Origin of the sequence: Nonomuraea endophytica, from assembly GCF_014203235.1 — a bacterium.
GTDB lineage: Bacteria > Actinomycetota > Actinomycetes > Streptosporangiales > Streptosporangiaceae > Nonomuraea > Nonomuraea endophytica.
The window spans coordinates 294847-311919 of record NZ_JACHIN010000013.1 but is presented as its reverse complement, the minus strand read 5'-3'; the positions used below and the strand labels follow the sequence as shown (position 1 = coordinate 311919).

Sequence of the window (17073 nt, the reverse complement as noted above, 5' to 3'; positions counted from 1 at the left end):
ACTACCCTCAGTGAGCGAAACGCCACGTATGGCAAGCGGTAAAAAACGCGAAAAACGGGTGCCCTCCCCCGGTTCGGAGGAGAACACCCGTTATCGCAGGCTCAGTGGGAGAAGTTGCCCCGGTAGTACTGGAAAACGAACCCGATCATGGCCATGACGACCATGAACAGCCCGATCAGGAACATCCAGAGGCCGATCGCGAACCCGGCGAAGGCGAAGGCCGCCGCCAGGCAGAGGAACAGCGGCCACCAGGAGCTCGGGCTGAAGAAGCCGATCTCACCGGCGCCGTCGCTGATCTCGCCCTGCTTGTTGTCCTCCGGCTGGTCGCCGATGCGGCGCGCCGTGAACATCAGGTAGTAGCCGATCATGAAGGCGAAGCCGACCGAGATGGCCATGGCCGTGGTGCCGACCGGCTCGCCCTGCCCGGTCGCCGACTTGGTCCAGAACCAGTAGGCGACGTCGACGGCGGCGAAGAACAGGCCGCAGAGCAGGAACAGCCAACCCTGTACCTTCATCAGGCCTCAACCTCCTGCTTGGCCGAAACGTGCGGGTAGTGCAGGTCGAACGCGGGCCGCTCGGAGCGGATGCGCGGCAGCGAGGTGAAGTTGTGCCGCGGCGGCGGGCACGAGGTGGCCCACTCCAGCGAGCCGCCGTAGCCCCACGGGTCGTCCACGGTGACCTTGGGCGCGCTGCGCGCGGTCTTCCAGACGTTGTAGAAGAACGGCAGCACCGAGATGCCCAGGACGAACGCGCCCACCGACGAGATCATGTTGAGGTCGGTGAAGCCGTCGGCCGGGCTGTAGTCGGCGTAGCGGCGCGGGAAGCCGAGCACGCCGAGCCAGTGCTGGACCAGGAACGTCGTGTGGAAGCCGATGAACAGCAGCCAGAACTGCAGCTTGCCGAGCCGGTCGTCGAGCATCTTGCCGGTGAACTTGGGCCACCAGAAGTAGAAGCCGGCGAACATCGCGAACACCACGGTGCCGAAGACCACGTAGTGGAAGTGGGCGACCACGAAGTAGGTGTCGGAGATGTGGAAGTCGAGCGGCGGCGAGGCCAGGATGACGCCGGTCAGGCCGCCCAGGAGGAAGGTCACCAGGAAGCCGACCGAGTAGAGCATCGGCGACTCGAACGACAGGTGTCCCCGCCACATCGTGCCGATCCAGTTGAAGAACTTCACGCCCGTCGGCACCGCGATGAGGAACGTCATGAACGAGAAGAACGGCAGCAGCACCTGCCCGGTCGGGAACATGTGGTGCGCCCAGACCGTGATCGACAGACCGGCGATGGAGATGGTCGCGGCGACCAGGGAGATGTAACCGAAGATCGGCTTGCGGCTGAAGACCGGCAGGACCTCGGTGACTATGCCGAAGAACGGCAGCGCGATGATGTACACCTCGGGATGGCCGAAGAACCAGAACAGGTGCTGCCAGAGCAGCGCGCCTCCGGTCTCGCTGGCGAAGATGTGGGTGCCGAGCTTGCGGTCGGCCTCCAGGGCGAGCAGCGCGGCGGCCAGCACCGGGAAGGCCATCAGCACGAGCATGCTGGTGAGCAGCACGTTCCAGGTGAAGATCGGCATCCGGAACATGGTCATGCCCGGCGCGCGCATGCAGATGATCGTGGTGATGAAGTTGACCGAGCCGAGGATCGTGCCCAGGCCGGACAGCGCCAGGCCCATGATCCACAGGTCACCGCCGAGTCCCGGCGAGCTGATCGCGTTCGACAGCGGCGTGTAGGCGAACCAGCCGAAGCTGGCCGCGCCGTTGGGGGTGAAGAACCCGGACACCGCGATGATGCTGCCGAACAGGTAGAGCCAGTAGCTGACCATGTTCAGCCGCGGGAACGCCACGTCGGGGGCGCCGATCTGCAGCGGCATCAGCTCGTTGGCGAAGCCGGCGAACAGCGGCGTCGCGAACATCAGCAGCATGATCGTGCCGTGCATGGTGAACAGCTGGTTGAACTGCTCGTTCGAGGTGAACTGCAGGCCCGGCTGCGCCAGCTCGGCGCGCATGATCAGCGCCATCACGCCGCCGATCAGGAAGAACGCGAACGACGTGATGAGGTACAGGTGACCGATGATCTTGTGGTCGGTCGAGGAAAGCCACTTCGCGATGATCCGGCCCTTGGGAGTCGGTCGCGCCGTGGTGATCGGCTCTTGGATGGCGGTCACTGGGTGCTCCCGGCCTGTGCGAGGTACTTGTCGTATTCATCCTGCGCAACGAGCTTCACCGAGAACAGCATGCGGCTGTGGTCGACGCCGCACAGCTCCGCGCAACGACCTGCGTAAACGCCGGGCTCGTTGAGCGTCTTGACCTCGAAGACCCTGCCGGGGTTGCCCTCCTTGATGCCGGGGATCACGTCACGCTTGAACCGGAACGCGGGCACCCAGAAGGAGTGGATCACGTCAGGCGAGGACAGGTCGAACTGGACCGTCTTGCCGACGGGCAGCACGAGCTGCGGTCCCTGCCTGTAGTCGCTGACCGGCTGGCCCACCACGGGCGTCAGCTTCTTGCCGCCGACCTCGGTGGTGAAGCGCCAGCTCCACTGGAAGGCCTCGACCTTCACCTTGACGTCGGGAGTGGCCGACACCTTCTCCAGCGTGTTGCTGTCACGCGCGGTGTAGAAGAAGAACACCGACACCATGACCAGCGGAACGAGCGTGTAGAAGATCTCGATCGGCAGGTTGTAGCGAACCTGCGGCGGCAGCTCGGCCGACTTGTTCCGCTTGCGGTGGAAGACGCATGCCCAAAGGATCAGGGCCAGGACGACGGCACCGGTGGCGAGAGCGGCGATCCAGGCCCCGTTCCAGAGGCTCTCGACGACATTGCCCTGCTCGGTCACGCCCTTCGGCAGGAGGCCGCTGGACCAGTCGGCCTCGGGGACATCATTCGCACACGCCGTAGCGGAGGCCAGCAGCAACGCCAAAGCGGCGGCGCGTGGCACTCTGCCCCGGACCAACGAACGCCGCGTCGAACGGCGAGTCGGACTCACGGATCGCCTACCCCACAGATGAAGCCCAGGAGTCACTCCTGGGCGCTCGTATTTCCAAATGCACAGCTGATTGCAGACACATTAGCGCGGAGGGGCCCCGCCCTCCCGCCCGCCCCCTCGATGGCGCGCCGGGAGTGGGACGATAAGTCGCGTGGCGTACTTCGACGCGGCCTCCACCGAGCCGCTTCACCCCCAGGCACGCGAGGCGTATCTGGCGGCCCTGGACGTCGGCTGGGCCGATCCGGCACGGCTCTACAACCAGGCCCGCCGCGCGCACATGCTGCTCGAGCAGGCCCGCACGGAGGTGGCAGAGGCGCTCGGCGCGCGTCCTGACGAGGTGTCGTTCACCTCGTCCGGCACGCAGGCCGTGCATCTCGGCGTGCTCGGCACCCTACACGGGCGGCGCCGTACCGGCCGCCATCTGGTCACCAGCGCGGTCGAGCACTCCAGCGTCCTGCACGCGGCCGGGGTGCACGAGCGCGACGGCGGCACGGTCGAGACCGTGGGCGTCGGGCTGAGCGGCCGCGTCGACCTGCCCGCCTTCACGGCGGCGGTCGCGGCGGAGGGCACCGCTCTCGCCTGCCTGCAGACCGCCAGCCATGAGGTCGGCACGCTCCAGCCGGTGGCCGAGGCGGCGGCGGCCTGCCGTGAGCACGGGGTGCCGCTGCTGGTCGACGCGGCCCAGACCGCGGGGCGGCTGCCGATGCCCGAGGGCTGGTCGGTGCTGACGGCCAGCGCGCACAAGTGGGGCGGACCGGCCGGGGTGGGCGTGCTGGCGGTGCGCAAGGGCACCAGGTTCCGCTCGTTCCTGCCGGAGGACGAGCGCGAGCGCCGCCGGGTGCCCGGTTATGAGAACGTTCCGGCGATCGTGGCCGCGGCGGCGGCGCTGCGCGCGATGAGCGCGGAGGCGGCCCAGGAGAACTCGCGGCTGTCGGCCCTCGTGGACCGGATCAGGAACACGGTGCCGAAGATCGTCCCCGACGTGGAGGTCATCGGGGAGCCGATCGAGCGGGCGCCGCACATCGTCACCTTCTCCTGTCTGTACGTCGACGGGGAGGTGTTGCTCACCGAGCTGGACAAGGCGGGATTCGCGGTATCGTCCGGGAGCTCGTGCACCGCTAGTACGCTTCGACCATCGCATGTTTTGGAGGCGATGGGCGTGCTCACCCACGGGAACGTCAGGGTCTCGCTGCCCCGTGGCGCTTCCTCGGCCGAGGTGGACAGGTTCCTGGAGGTCCTTCCCGACATGGTGCGCCGGATCCGGCAGGACGCAGGAGTGGCATGACAGAAGTGACTCAGCCCGCACTGACGATCGACGCGCTCGGGAAGAAGTGCCCGATCCCGATCATCATGCTCGCCGAGCAGATCAACCACGTTCCGCTCAACGCGGTGGTGGCGGTGCTGGCCGACGACCCGGCCGCCTATACCGACGTGCCCGCCTGGTGCCGGCTGAAGTCGCATCCGCACGTGGGCACGTACGAGCTGCCCGGGGGCGGCTGGGCCATCCACGTCCGCCGCAACTACTGACCCCGGGGTGGCGCGCAGGTCAAAGGGGTAGAACGTCCAGGTACGTCATCTCTTTTCGGGGGGAATCCGATGACCGCTGGACACCCGCACGAGACCGCCCGCGACCTGATGAGCGCGGGCGTGGAGTGCATCGCCGCCCACGAGACGCTCGACCGGGCGGCGCAGATGATGCGCGACCGGGGTGTCGGAGCGCTGCCGATCTGCGGTTCCGACGACCGGCTCAAGGACATCGTCACCAAGTGCATCGCCGAGGGCCACGACCCGTCCAGGGTCACCGCCGGCGACCTGGCCACCGGGCTGGTGTGGGTCCCGGCCGACGCCACCGTGGAGGAGGCGCTGGCCAGGATGGAGGAGAACCAGATCCGCCGGCTGCCGGTGATCGAGAACCACCGCATCATCGGGATGATCAGCGAGGCGGACCTGGCCAAGCACCTGCCGGACGACCAGCTCGCCGGGTTCGTGCACCGCGTCTACGCGGGCGTCTGACGGCCCGGCCGTAGCGGGGAAGGAGCGGGCGCGGCGTTGACGGCCGCGCCCGTCGCCGGGGTCAGGCGTAGTGGCACTTCACGTGGCCGGCGACCTCGGCGGCCGCCTCGGCGCCGTAGGCGGCCGTGAAGCGCTCCATGAAGGACCGCTGGCCCAGCTCGTACTCCTGGCCGCCGACGCGCTCCAGCACGTGCGTGGCGGTGAGGTTGCCCACCTGGCCGCAGCGCTCCAGCGACAGGCCCCACGCCAGCGCCGACAGGAAGCCCGCGCGGAAGGCGTCGCCGACGCCGGTCGGGTCGGCCTTGCCGAGCTCGGGCGCGGGCGCGACCTGGATGGACGGCTCGCCCCTGCGCGCGATGACGGCGCCCTTCGGGCCGAGCGTGGTGATGCGCACACCCACGCGGTCCAGGATCTCCTCGTCGGACCAGCCGGTCTTCTGCTCGATGAGCCCCTTCTCGTAGTCGTTGGAGAAGAGGTACGCGGCCCCGTCGACGAGCTGACGGATCTGCTCGTCGGCCATGCGGGCCAGCTGCTGGGAGATGTCGGCGGCGAACGGGATGCCCCGCTGGCGGCACTCGTCGGTGTGCCTGAGCATCGCGTCGGGGTCGTTGGGGCTGATCAGCACCAGGTCCAGCGCGCCCACGCGGGCGGCGGTCGGCTGCAACTCGATGTTCCTGGCCTCGGCCATCGCGCCCGTGTAGAAGGAGGCGATCTGGTTGTGGTGCTCGTCGGTGGTGCACAGGAATCTGGCGGTGTGGTGAGTCTCCGACACGTGCACCGAGTCGCAGTCGACGCCGTGGCGCTCCAGCCAGGAGCGGTAGTCGGCGAAGTCGGAGCCGACCGCGCCCACAAGGATGGGGGTCAAGCCCAGGCAGCCCATGCCGAACGCGATGTTCGCCGCACAGCCTCCCCGCCGGATCTGCAGGTCGTCGACCAGGAACGAAAGTGACACCCGATCCAGTTGTTCGGCGATGAGCTGATCGCCGAAGCTTCCTGGGAACGTCATCAGATGGTCTGTCGCGATGGAGCCGGTGACGGCGATGCGCACGGGATTCTTCTTCCTCGTTGTCTGCAGGCCAAGTAGAGCCTCACGAGGATATGCGAAGGCCACGTCCACACCAAGGTGAACGCGGCCTCCCACCAACCGGCCACCAGACCGGCTGGACGACGACCACAACCCCGGCGCCCTCAGGCGGTCCGGGGCGGATCGGCGTTGACGCCTTCTTAGTTGAAGGAGTCGCCACAGGCGCAGGAGCCGGTGGCGTTGGGGTTGTCGATGGTGAAGCCCTGCTTCTCAATGGTGTCGACGAAGTCGATCGTCGCGCCCAGCAGGTACGGCGCGCTCATCCGGTCCGTCACGACACCGACGCCGCCGAAGTCGGTCACCACGTCGCCGTCCATCGAACGGTCGTCGAAGAAGAGCTGGTAGCGCAGGCCGGAACAGCCACCGGGCTGGACGGCCACCCGCAGCTGCAGGCCTTCCTCACCCTGCTGCTCCAGCAGGCTCTTGACCTTCGCCGAGGCCGCGTCGGTCAGGATCAGGCCCTGCGTCGTGGTCTCGCTGCTCTCAACCGTCATGTGCGAACTCCCGCGGTCTGTTTCTGACTTCCTACTAAGACGTTAGCAACACCGGCCGACCTCTTCACATTCCCCACCGTCGGTGCGGCCGGCCGTACCCCCTCAAAAGGGGTGGGGTACGGCAAAGCTCCGGGAAGCGTATGCCATCATGAGTATCGTCAATCCGACGATAAGGGGTTCGGCCATGACCACCACCCAGCTGTTCATCCTTGGCAGGAGCGCTGACGCGGGCAGCGAGCGCGGCGTCGACTGTCCCGGCGAGCTTCCCGCCGCCTCCGACCCTGACCTGGTCGAACGGGCGCGCAAGGCGAAGGCGGCGCTGGGCGAGCGCGTGTTCGTGCTCGGCCACCACTACCAGCGCGACGAGGTCATCCAGTTCGCCGACGTGACCGGTGACTCCTTCAAGCTGGCCCAGCAGGCGGCCGCCCGGCCCGAGGCGGAGTTCATCGTCTTCTGCGGCGTGCACTTCATGGCCGAGTCGGCCGACATCCTGACCGGGCCGGGCCAGCGTGTGGTGCTGCCCGACCTGGCGGCCGGGTGCTCGATGGCCGACATGGCCACCTTCGACCAGGTGGAGGAGTGCTGGGAGGCGCTGGAGGAGGCGGGGCTGGCCGACGACGTCGTGCCCGTCACGTACATGAACTCCAGCGCCGACATCAAGGCCTTCTGCGGACGGCACGGCGGCGTCGTGTGCACCTCCTCCAACGCCAAGCGGGCACTGGAGTGGGCGTTCGAGCAGGGCAAGCAGGTGCTGTTCCTGCCCGACCAGCACCTCGGGCGCAACACCGCGGTGCTGGAGATGGGCATGTCGCTGGAGGACTGCGTGCTGTGGAACCCGCACCGGCCCAACGACATGGGCAAGGTCGCCGGGGCGAAGATGATCCTGTGGAAGGGCCACTGCTCGGTGCACGGGCGCTTCACCGCCGAGTCCGTGGACGACGTGCGCGCCCGCATCCCCGGCGTCAACGTGCTCGTGCACCCGGAGTGCCGGCACGACGTGGTGCTGAAGGCCGACTACGTGGGCTCCACCGAGTACATCATCAAGACGCTCCAGGCCGCTCCCGCCGGGTCCAGCTGGGCCATCGGCACCGAGCTGAACCTGGTCAAGCGGCTGGCCCAGATGTTCCCCGACAAGAGCGTCTCGTTCCTGGACAAGACGGTCTGCTACTGCTCCACCATGAACCGGATCGACCTGCCCCACCTGGTGTGGGCGCTGGAGTCGCTCGCCCTGGGCGAGACGGTCAACCAGATCACCGTCGAGGCGGACACCGCCCACTGGGCCAAGGTGGCCCTCGACCGCATGCTGGCGCTGCCGTAACGGCTCAGCCGCCGAAGGCGTAGACGACCCGGACCGACACCGTGACGGACTGCTCACCCGGGCTGATCGAGGACTGGTCGGCCATGGCCGCCGCGGCCATCATCATCGGCCGCGGCGGGGCGTCGGCCTCCTCGCTGATGGACACGACCTGGCCGAGCGGGCGGCCGGCCAGGCCCGCATATTGCTCCGCCTTGGCCCTGGCGTCCTTGAAGGCCCGGTCGCGCGCGTCCTTGAGCGCCGAGACCGGGTCGGAGATCTCGAAGCTGACGCCGTTGAGCCTGGCCTCCTCGCCGACCCCCGCCACGAGGTCGATGATCCGGTCGGCCTGCGACAGGTCGCGCACCACCGCCTCGACGCCCTGGGCGGCGCGGTAGGCGGAGACCTTCGGGTAGTTCTCGTACTCGGGTCCCAGCGACAGCTCGCTGGTGCGCAGGTCCTTGGCGTCCAGGCCCGCCTCGGTCAGCGTCCGCAGGAGCCGGACGGCGGCGGCGCGGACGGCGGCGAAGGCCTCACCGGCGCTCGCCTTGCGCACCTCGACGCCGGCGTTGAGCCGCATGGCGTCCGGGGCGGCCGAGACCGCGCCCTGACCGAGCACGGTGATCTGCTGGCTGTCCACGTGTACCCCCTGAGGAGTCCGGAGCTTCGGGCCTTCTTGATCCTAAGCGCCTAGTGCGCTCCTCGCGTGTAGAGGAAGCCCATGGCGTCGAAGTCCTTCTTCTTGGGCGCGGTGGCCAGGACCCGCGTCGTGTCGCCCTTCATGTCGACGACCACGGCCTGGTAGCCGCCGGCGTGCACACGCCAGATCGCCACGTGGTCCTCGTCCCACCAGCCGATCAGCCGGTTGGTCTGGATCGGGATGGGCGGCCTGCTCTCGCCCCGGCCGGAGACGGGCTTGGCGCACAGGCTGCTGCCCGCCTCGTCGCAGTAGGCGAGGTAGTGGGTGCCCGAGGGCGAGAGCACGTCGCTCTCGACCCACAGCGGGTGGCCGCCCTCGGGCAGAGTGCGGGCCAGCGGCCTGCCTTCGAGGTCGAAGAAGCGCATGTCGCCGTTCGCCCAGTTGCCGACAGACTCGCCGTCGCCGTCCCAGAAGTAGTCGTAGGTGCTGGTGTTGATGTCCTTGACCTGGAAGACGCTGGGCTTGCCGGTGGCGATGTCGAGGATGGCGTAGCCGTACGGGATGCTGTCGTTGTCCGTGGCCTTGTACAGCGTGAACAGGCCCAGCCTGCCGTCCGGCGACCAGCGCGGCGCGCTCGGGTAGACGGGGGCGGCGGTCAGCTTGATCGTGCGCTTGACGCCGGTGACGTGCTCGACGATCGAGACCTGGGAGTAGCCGTCGCTGCTGTAGTCGGCGTCGGTGGCCAGGGCGCGGGTGCCGGTGGTGTTGAGCGCGTACTCGAAGTAGGCGCGGTTGAGCACGAAGCGGTCGGCGCCCGCCTTTCTGACGTAGACGCGCTTGCCGCTGTCGGCGCTGTAGGAGACGAGCTTGATCGGGTCGTCGTCGTGCTCCTCGACCGTCACCACCGTTCCCGGCAGCGTGAACCGCTTGGTCGCCGCCGGTGGCGGTGAGGGGTTCTTGGCGGTGGTGGGGGCGGGCGTGGCCGGGCGGGACGTCCTGGGGGTGGCCGAGGTCGTGACCGGGCCGCCCGCCATCCGGGTGGCCGTGACCACGCCGACGACCGCCAGCACCAGCACCGCGACGGCGGCCGCCGCGATCACCCAGCCCGTGCGCATGCCGCGCGGCCTGGTGGGCGGTGGCTGGCGCAGGGGCCGCGAGTGCTGCGGGGGCGGCAGATGAGCAGCCGGTACGGCCGGCGGCCCAACCCACGTCCCCTGCCCGGGAGGCACTCCGTGACCGGGAGGCACTCCTTGACCGGGCATCCGCTGTCCGGGCGGCATCCCCGGCGGCGGTGGCGTCGGCGGCGCCCCCTGCCGCTGCGGCATCCCAGGACCCTGCTGCATCCCAGGACCCTGCTGCATACCCGGGCTTTGCTGCATACCGTGGCTCTGCTGCGTCCCCGGGCCTTGTTGCATGCCGGGGCCCGGCGGCATCCCGGTGTTGTGCGGCGTTCCGGGGCCCGGTGGCATCGCGTTGGGGCCGCTCTGGGGGCGGGCGTCCGGGGGTGCGAAGGGGGCCCCGCCCGGTCCCGCTGCCACGGCCGTGCCCTCGACCAGCAGGCCGGGTGACGGCGGGCCCGAACCCGGCGCCTGCCCGAACGGGCCGCCCGGCGCGTGCCCCAGCAGGCGCATCAGCGCGTCCCCCGCGCTCGGCCGCCGGTTCGGGTCCTTCTCCAGGCAGTCCTGGACCAGCGCGCGCAGTTGCGGATCGGCGATGCCGCTGATGTCGGGCGCCGCGTTGAGGATGCGGTTGACCATGGCGGGCAGGCTGTCGGCCCCGAAGGGCGTGTGCCCGGTGGCGGCGTACAACATCGTGGACGCCCACGCGTGCATGTCCGCGCGGGGACCGGGCACCGCGTCGGTGAGCTGCTCGGGCGCCATGAACGCGGGGGTGCCGATGGCGGTGGCGGTGAGCGTGGAGGTGAGGTCGAGCGCCTTGGCGATGCCGAAGTCGATCACCCTCGGGCCGTCGGCGGCGAGCACCACGTTGGACGGTTTGAAGTCGCGGTGCACGATCCCGGCCTGGTGGATCGCGACGAGCGCGGTGACGGTGCCGATCGCCAGGCGGTGCAGCGCGGGGCCTGAGCGCGGCCCCTCCCGCTGGACGACCTCGTGCAGGGTCGGCCCGTCGATGTACTCGCTGACGATGTACGGCCGGCCGTTCAGCAGCCCGGTCTCGATCACCTGGGCGGTGCAGAAGGGCGCGACCCGGCGGGCCATGGCGACCTCGCGGACGAAGCGCTCGGAGGCGTCCTCGTCCCCGGCCAGGTCGGCGCGGAGCAGCTTGACGGCGACCTGGCCTCCGGCGGAGTTCTCGCCGAGGTAGACGGTGCCCTGTCCGCCCTCGCCCAGGCGGGCGGTCAGGTTGTAGGCCCCGACCCTGCCGGGGTCTCCCGCCCGCAGGGCAACGAGCTCCGGCATCCCCACCCCCACATTTGGCGACTTTCCCGGCCATTGTGGTGGGTGTCTGGCAATCTCGTCATCTCTTTGCGGGACGTACCAGCGGGAAAGGCAGCGTCTGGCGGATGGGCGCGCCGGTCAGGAGCATGACGAGCCGGTCCACGCCGAGTCCGAGCCCGCCGGTCGGCGGCATCGCGTACTCCAGCGCGGCCAGGAAGTCCTCGTCCAGCTCCATCGCCTCGGGATCGCCCCCGGCGGCCAGCGAGGACTGCTCGGTCAGCCGCCGCCGCTGCTCGGCCGGATCGGCCAGCTCGGAGTAGGCGGTGCCCAGCTCCGCCCCGAACGCCACCAGGTCCCAGCGCTCGGCCAGCCGGGGATCGTCGCGGTGCGGGCGCGTCAGCGGCGAGACGTCGGCGGGAAAGTCGACGTAGAAGGCGGGCGCGGTGGTCCGCGCCTCGACCAGCCGCTCGTACAGCTCCAGGACCAGCTCCCCGCGCCGCCACTTCGGGTTGTACGGCACGCCGAGCCGGTCACAGAGCTTCCGCAGTTCCGGCGCCCCGGTGGCCGCGGTGACCTCTTCACCGGCGGCGGCGGAGATCGCCTGGTTGACCGGGACGACCGGCCACTCGCCCGAGATGTCCACCCCTTGCACGATCTGCCCGCCCAGCGCCGCCTGGGCGCCCTCCTGGATCAGCGAGCGGGCGAGGTCCAGCATGTCCCGGTAGTCGGCGTAGGCCTGATAGGCCTCCAGCATGGTGAACTCCGGGTTGTGCTTGTGTGACACGCCCTCGTTCCTGAAGGTCCTGCCCAGCTCGAACACCCGCTCCACCCCGCCCACGCACAGCCGCTTGAGGTAGAGCTCGGGCGCGATCCGCAGGTACAGGTCCAGGTCGTAGGCATTGATGTGGGTGCGGAACGGGCGCGCGCCGGCCCCTCCGTGCACCGGCTGCAGGATCGGGGTCTCGACCTCCAGGAAGCCCCGCCGTACCAGGCCGTCGCGCAGGGCCCGGACGGCGGCGGCGCGTACCCGCAGCATCTCCCGCGCGGCGGGCGAGGTGATCAGGTCGAGGTGGCGGCGGCGCACGCGGGCCTCGGGGTCGGTCAGCCCGCGGCGCTTGTCGGGCAGCGGGTGCAGGCACTTGCCGGTCAGCGTCCAGTCCTCGGCCAGCACGGAGACCTCGCCCGTGGCGGAGCTCTCGACCCGCCCGTGGACCCCGACGTGGTCGCCGAGGTCCACGACGCGCCGCCAGCGTGCCAGCAGCTCCGGATCGGTGATCATGAGCTGCCGCTCCCCCGCCCAGTCGCGCAGCGTCGCGAACAGGATGCCGCCGTGGTCGCGCACCAGCATCACCCGCCCGGCCACCGCCACCCTCTCGCCGACCCGCCCGGCCTGCGCCGTCGTGTGCGTGCGCGGGAAGTTCACCGGGTACGGCTCCGCGACCAGCGCCAGCTTCCCCGCCCTGACCCCGTCCTGCTCCGGCGGCGCGGCGGCGGCCTTGGGCGGGGCCTCGGCGGCGGGCGCTTCCAGGGCCACCGGCGTCACGGGCTCGACCGCCCGGCCCTCACCGCGCCGCAGCAGCGTGGGCAGGCTCGGACCGGCCAGGAACCCCTCCGCCACCGCCGAGGCCAGCCCGACCTTGGGCAGGTCGCGGTTGTCGGCGTAGGCGAGAAAGCGCGGCACCCACTCGGGCCGGTACTTCACGTTCGACCGGTAGAGCGACTCCAGCTGCCACCAGCGCGAGAAGAACAGCAGCAGCCGCCGCCACGCCCGCAGCACCGGACCGGCCCCGATCCTGGCGCCCTCCTCGAAGGCGGCGCGGAAGACGGCGAAGTTGAGCGAGATCCGCTCGACGCCCAGTTCGGGCGCCCGCTCGACCAGGCCGGTGACCATGAACTCCATGAGCCCGTTGTCGGCCCCCCGGTCGCGGCGCATGAGGTCGAGCGAGAGCCCGCGCTCGCCCCACGGGACGAACGACAGGATCGCCGCCTCGTCGCCGTCGGCGGTGAGCGCCTCGACGAGCACGCAGCGGCCGTCGGCGGGGTCGCCGAGCCGGCCGAGCGCCATGGAGAAGCCGCGCTCGGTCTCGGTGTCGCGCCAGGCGTCGGCCCTGGCGATGACGCTGCGCATCTCCTCGGGTGACAGCTCGGCGTGCCTGCGTACCCGCAGGGTGTATCCGGCGCGCCCGACCCGGTTGACCGCCTGCCGCACGCCGCGCATCTCGCGGCCGCCGAGGGTGAAGGCGGCCACGTGCAGGACCGCCTCGTCGCCGAGTTGCAGGACCTTGAGCCCGGCGCGGGCGTAGGCGCGGGCGCCCTCCTCGCCGGCGCCGATGGCGGCGGGCGTCCAGCCGTACTCCTCGGCCTGGCGCCGCCAGCGGGCGATGGCCGGTTCCCACGCCTCCACGTCGCCGATCGGGTCGCCGCCCGCCAGGCTCACCCCGCTGACGACGCGGTAGGAGATCGCGCTCTTGCCGCTCGGCGAGAAGATCGCGGCCCGGTCGCGGCGGGTGGCGAAGTAGCCGAGCGAGTCGCGCTCGCCCTCGGCGGCCAGCAGGTGGCGGATCCCGGCCTCGTCGGCGGGCAGCAGTTCGGCGATGGCCCACTGCGAGCGGAACAGCACCGCGAACGCCCACAGCAGCGCGATCGCGCTCAGCAGCCCGATCGTGAACGCCACCCAGGCCGGCCCGTACCCCACCCGGTCGAAGTCGAGCGTGATCGCGCCGCCGAGCGCCTTCTCGATCACCCACGGCAGCCGGTCCTGCCGCCGGAGCGTGCCGTGGAAGGCGCTGATCAGCGCGTACCCGACGCCGATCGAGACCAGCAGCCCGGCCGCCAGCGTCAGCAGCGCCTTGCGGAAGGCGGCCCGCTGGGTCTTGGCGAAGAACTCCGCGCGCGCGGCCACCAGCAGCACGAGCAGGACGAGCGTCACGCCGAAGTTGACCGCGACCCGCCAGACCGGGTAGTCATCGCCCGCCTCCGGCTCCAGCCAGACGATCAGCCCGTAGAGCGCCAGCAGCACCAGCGTGAAGACCAGGAAAACCAGCATCAGCCGGTACGCGGCCCGCTTGCGCCGGGCGACGGCCCCGGCCAGCAGGGCGAGGAAGACGGCGTAGGCCAGGTTGGGCTCGGCGGGGAAGACGAGGTCGTTGAAGGTGTCGGTGACCGGCCGCAGCAACGCGTGCAGGGGCCGGATCAGCGCGATCAGCGCGCAGTAGACGGCCAGGGCGGCCAGGGTCCCGGCCAGGACCTTCGGCACCCACCCCCAGCGTGTCGTCATTGACCGGATATACCCGGCTACTTTCCGTTAAATGACCTGGTGATGGCCTCGGGAGCGTCAAGCTGGACCTGGTGCCCGGCCCTCGGCAGCCGCAGCAGCTCCGCGCCGAGCGCGTCCGCCAGCCGCTGCTGGCAGCGGTCGGCACGCCCGGCCGTGATCACCAGTGTCGGCACCCGCGGATAGGGATGCTCCCGCCGGACGCGCTCCAGCTCGGCGGCCATGTCCCGGTAGGCCAGCCACTCCCCCGCCACCGCCGCCAGCACCTTGCCCTCGCGGTAGACGCCCGCCCGGTCGGGCCCGCCACCGGCCAGCCGGTGCGCCAGCGGCCCGAAGCAGCGCGCCAGCGCCGCGGCGGCCCACGTCCCGCCGAAGGCCGGCAGCCAGCGGCCCAGCGCCCGGCCGGGGGCCGACGTGCCGCGGCCCGGCTTCCTGCGGCAGCTCGGGTCCACCAGGACCACGCGGGAGACGCGCAGCGGGTGCAGGCGGGCGAACGCCTCGGCGTGCCAGGCGGCCACCGAATGGGCGATCACCGCCACCTTCTCGGGATGGGAGGGGGCCAGGGCGGCCAGGCGGGCGGCCTCGCCGTACAGGGTGGGCGGGGTGTGGGGTGCGGGGCTGCGGCCGAGTCCGGGGCGGTCGAAGCGGATCACCCGGTGCGCGGGGGCGAGCCCGGCGGCCACGGCGTCCCAGTGGAACCAGGCGCCGCCCATCCCGGCGGCCACCAGCACGGCGGGGCCGCGGCCGTCCTCGATCACGTGCGGGCTGCGCTCGTCCCTGACGGAGTGGGGCGCGGCCAGCAGGCGCGCGGCCACGTACACCAGCCAGAGCGCGATCACCAGGACCTGGAAGCGCTGGGCCACCCCGATGAAGTGGGCGGCGATGACCGCGACCAGCGTGAGCACGCTGGCCAGCACGTACGCGCCGGCCAGGAAGACTGCGGTGCGCGTACGCCAGATCCTGGCCAGCTCCACCATCGCGGCCAGCGCGGAGACGGAGGCGAGCGTGCTGGTGAGCGTGTGGAGGTGGTGCGGCAGCGAGAGCGGGCCGCGCGCGCACGCCGGATCGCTGACGACCGCGCAGTCCAGCGGGAGCGCGCCGTCGGCGATCGTGAACACCCCGAACAGCGTCAGGGCCAGCCAGCCGCCCCACGCGGCCGGCTCCCTGGGCGCGAGCGCGACGCCGGCCACGACGGCCAGCCCGGCCAGCACGTCGGCCAGCCGGAACAACCGCGACCAGGGCTGGTCGCGGGCGGCCAGCTCGCTGAGGTAGCCCTCGGCCGCGTCGACCGCCGGGCTGGCGAACTGACCCGGCACCCAGGCGCTGTACACCACGCCCGCGACGAAGAAGGCACAGGCCGAGACCATGATCAGACGACGCTCCACGTCGCCATTAGATCACTCTGCGTGACAATTCCGGCGCTCCGGGGCACCGTCTCAGAGACCGGGCGCGCCCCAGACCGGGAACCAGCGCGCCAGATCCTCCTCGATCGGCAGCTCGCCGGCCAGCGCGCCCCTGGCCTGGAGTTCGAGCGCGTTGTCCCGGCGCTCGCCCGGCAGCGGGGCGAACGGGTAGAAGGTGCCGCGCTTGTAGAGGTAGACCACGGCCATGCGGCGGCCGGCCGGGTCGGCGAAGGACACCAGCGAGCACAGCAGCGACGGGCCGAACCCGGCGCCCTCCAGCGAGGAGTTCACCGCGTGGAGTTCGGTGACCAGGTCGCTGAGGTCGGACGGGGCCCGCCGTACCAGGAGCCAGGTGTAGCCGTAGGCGTCCGTGGAGCGCTCGACGCGCTCGCCCAGCAGCGCGCGCACGTCACTCTCCAGCGTGGCGAACGCGCCGCCCTCGGCCGCGCGGAAGCTCACCGAGCCGAGCCCGGTCGGCGCCAGCCCGGTCGCGGCCTGCAGCGTCACCGCCGCCGACGGCAGCGCGAACAGCGCGTCGAGGTTGGGTTTGGCGGCCTTCGTCCGGCCCAGCAGGGAGTCCAGCCACTTCATCGGCCCAGCTCCGCCGAGATCTTGGCCAGGTTGTCCAGCCGCTTCTGCAACGGCGGATGCGTGGCGAACAGGTTCGCCAGCGACTGCCCCCTCGACAGCGCCGGGGCGAAGTAGAAGGCGTTGAACGGCTCCGCCGCCCGCAGGTCGCGGGTCGGGATCCTGGCCATCTCCCCGCTCACCTTGGTCAGGGCGCTGGCCAGCGCGCTCGGCCGCTGCGTGAGCAGGGCGCCGGCGCGGTCGGCGGCGAGTTCGCGGTAGCGCGACAGCGCTCTGGTCAGCAGGAAGCTGACCGCGTAGACGAGGATGGAGACGAGCAGGATGATCAGGCCGATCGGCAGGCCGCCCCGGTCGTCACGGCTGCGCCCGCCGAGGCCGGCATAGAGGGCGAAGCGGGTCATCAGCCCGGCCACGATGCCGAGGAACGAGGCGATCGTCATCACCGCGACGTCGCGGTGGGCGACGTGCGAGAGTTCGTGGGCCAGCACCCCTTCGAGCTCCTGCGGCTCAAGGCGGCGCAGCAGGCCGGTCGTGACGCAGATCACGGCCTTTTTCTGGTTACGGCCCGTCGCGAAGGCGTTCGGCACATCGGAGTCGGCGATGGCGACGCGCGGCTTGGGCATGTCGGCCAGCGCGCACAGCCGATCGATCAGGCCGTGCAGCTCGGGCGCCTCCTGCGGCGATACTTCCCGCCCGCCCATCGCGAACAAGGCGATCCGGTCGGACAGGAAGTACTGCGCGAACAGCATGACACCGGCGATGACCAACACGGTCAGCGCCCTCACCCCCAAAGCGATGAGAACGCCGACGAAAGCAACGTAGAGCAACCCGAGCAGGAACATCGTCACGACCATGCGACGAGTCAGGCCGCTGTCGGACGCGAACCGCGTGCGCAC

The 17073-nt window shown here is 70.7% G+C and carries 15 protein-coding genes; 4 read left to right on the top strand and 11 right to left on the bottom strand.

Features of this window, described 5'->3' with window-relative positions:
• Positions 1–101 precede the first annotated feature (101 nt).
• Genes HNR40_RS39700 through ctaC form a run of 3 tightly spaced genes read right to left on the bottom strand, consistent with a single transcriptional unit; the run spans position 102 to position 2940 of the window.
• Entirely contained in the window at positions 102–515 is a 414-nt protein-coding gene (locus tag HNR40_RS39700) for a cytochrome c oxidase subunit 4 (RefSeq protein ID WP_184970847.1), read from the bottom strand.
• Positions 515–2167: an aa3-type cytochrome oxidase subunit I gene (gene ctaD / locus HNR40_RS39695; protein WP_184970845.1), complete on the bottom strand. Its 1653-nt coding sequence runs from the start codon at positions 2165–2167 to the stop codon at positions 515–517. Before ctaD ends, HNR40_RS39700 begins: the two co-directional genes overlap by 1 nt.
• Positions 2164–2940, bottom strand: coding sequence for an aa3-type cytochrome oxidase subunit II (ctaC, locus tag HNR40_RS39690; RefSeq protein WP_312896681.1), 777 nt, complete (start codon positions 2938–2940; stop codon positions 2164–2166). The genes ctaD and ctaC overlap by 4 nt, the downstream gene beginning before the upstream one ends.
• Positions 2941–3139: 199 nt before the next feature.
• Between ctaC and HNR40_RS39685 the strand changes: the two genes are divergently transcribed.
• From HNR40_RS39685 to HNR40_RS39675, 3 genes are all read left to right on the top strand, one after another.
• A complete protein-coding gene (locus HNR40_RS39685; RefSeq protein ID WP_184970841.1) occupies positions 3140–4273 on the top strand; it encodes a cysteine desulfurase family protein in 1134 nt (377 codons plus the stop codon).
• Positions 4270–4515, top strand: a complete 246-nt coding sequence (locus HNR40_RS39680; protein WP_184970839.1) for a sulfurtransferase TusA family protein — start codon at positions 4270–4272, stop codon at positions 4513–4515. Before HNR40_RS39685 ends, HNR40_RS39680 begins: the two co-directional genes overlap by 4 nt.
• Before the next feature lie 69 nt (positions 4516–4584).
• A complete protein-coding gene (locus HNR40_RS39675; protein ID WP_184970837.1) occupies positions 4585–5001 on the top strand; it encodes a CBS domain-containing protein in 417 nt (138 codons plus the stop codon).
• 61 nt (positions 5002–5062) lie between these two features.
• Here the strand turns inward: HNR40_RS39675 and HNR40_RS39670 are convergent, their stop codons facing one another.
• Together HNR40_RS39670 and HNR40_RS39665 are read right to left on the bottom strand one after the other, a co-directional pair.
• Entirely contained in the window at positions 5063–6049 is a 987-nt protein-coding gene (locus HNR40_RS39670; protein WP_184970835.1) for a carbohydrate kinase family protein, read from the bottom strand.
• Between the two features lie 176 nt (positions 6050–6225).
• Positions 6226–6579: a HesB/IscA family protein gene (locus HNR40_RS39665; RefSeq protein ID WP_184970832.1), complete on the bottom strand. Its 354-nt coding sequence runs from the start codon at positions 6577–6579 to the stop codon at positions 6226–6228.
• Positions 6580–6763: 184 nt separating this feature from the next.
• Between HNR40_RS39665 and nadA the strand changes: the two genes are divergently transcribed.
• Positions 6764–7897 (top strand): quinolinate synthase NadA, encoded by a 1134-nt coding sequence (gene nadA, locus HNR40_RS39660; RefSeq protein WP_184970830.1) that lies wholly within the window; start codon positions 6764–6766, stop codon positions 7895–7897.
• Between the two features lie 4 nt (positions 7898–7901).
• On the opposite strand, the gene HNR40_RS39655 is transcribed toward nadA, so the two are convergent.
• From HNR40_RS39655 to htpX, 6 genes are read right to left on the bottom strand one after another with little or no spacing between them, the layout of a single operon-like run.
• Positions 7902–8513 (bottom strand): SIMPL domain-containing protein, encoded by a 612-nt coding sequence (locus HNR40_RS39655; RefSeq protein ID WP_312896680.1) that lies wholly within the window; start codon positions 8511–8513, stop codon positions 7902–7904.
• 50 nt (positions 8514–8563) lie between these two features.
• Positions 8564–10933 carry a serine/threonine protein kinase gene (locus tag HNR40_RS39650; RefSeq protein WP_184970828.1) on the bottom strand — a complete coding sequence of 790 codons (2370 nt, stop codon included), beginning with the start codon at positions 10931–10933 and terminating at the stop codon, positions 8564–8566.
• 58 nt (positions 10934–10991) lie between these two features.
• A complete protein-coding gene (lysX, locus tag HNR40_RS39645; RefSeq protein WP_184970826.1) occupies positions 10992–14189 on the bottom strand; it encodes a bifunctional lysylphosphatidylglycerol synthetase/lysine--tRNA ligase LysX in 3198 nt (1065 codons plus the stop codon).
• Between the two features lie 17 nt (positions 14190–14206).
• Positions 14207–15571, bottom strand: a complete 1365-nt coding sequence (locus HNR40_RS39640) for an alpha/beta fold hydrolase (protein ID WP_184970824.1) — start codon at positions 15569–15571, stop codon at positions 14207–14209.
• Positions 15572–15622: 51 nt separating this feature from the next.
• Entirely contained in the window at positions 15623–16180 is a 558-nt protein-coding gene (gene pspAB / locus HNR40_RS39635) for a PspA-associated protein PspAB (protein WP_184970822.1), read from the bottom strand.
• Positions 16177–17073: a zinc metalloprotease HtpX gene (gene htpX / locus HNR40_RS39630; RefSeq protein ID WP_184970820.1), complete on the bottom strand. Its 897-nt coding sequence runs from the start codon at positions 17071–17073 to the stop codon at positions 16177–16179. The genes pspAB and htpX overlap by 4 nt, the downstream gene beginning before the upstream one ends.

Excerpts from the sequence above, each read along its gene's own strand:
- HNR40_RS39700 (WP_184970847.1), bottom strand. The coding sequence starts at position 515 with ATGAAGGTACAGGGTTGGCTGTTCCTGCTCTGCGGCCTGTTCTTCGCC.
- HNR40_RS39680 (WP_184970839.1), top strand. The coding sequence starts at position 4,270 with ATGACAGAAGTGACTCAGCCCGCACTGACGATCGACGCGCTCGGGAAG.
- HNR40_RS39675 (WP_184970837.1), top strand. The coding sequence starts at position 4,585 with ATGACCGCTGGACACCCGCACGAGACCGCCCGCGACCTGATGAGCGCG.
- HNR40_RS39665 (WP_184970832.1), bottom strand. The coding sequence starts at position 6,579 with ATGACGGTTGAGAGCAGCGAGACCACGACGCAGGGCCTGATCCTGACC.
- nadA (WP_184970830.1), top strand. The coding sequence starts at position 6,764 with ATGACCACCACCCAGCTGTTCATCCTTGGCAGGAGCGCTGACGCGGGC.
- HNR40_RS39650 (WP_184970828.1), bottom strand. The coding sequence starts at position 10,933 with ATGCCGGAGCTCGTTGCCCTGCGGGCGGGAGACCCCGGCAGGGTCGGG.
- lysX (WP_184970826.1), bottom strand. The coding sequence starts at position 14,189 with ATGACGACACGCTGGGGGTGGGTGCCGAAGGTCCTGGCCGGGACCCTG.
- pspAB (WP_184970822.1), bottom strand. The coding sequence starts at position 16,180 with ATGAAGTGGCTGGACTCCCTGCTGGGCCGGACGAAGGCCGCCAAACCC.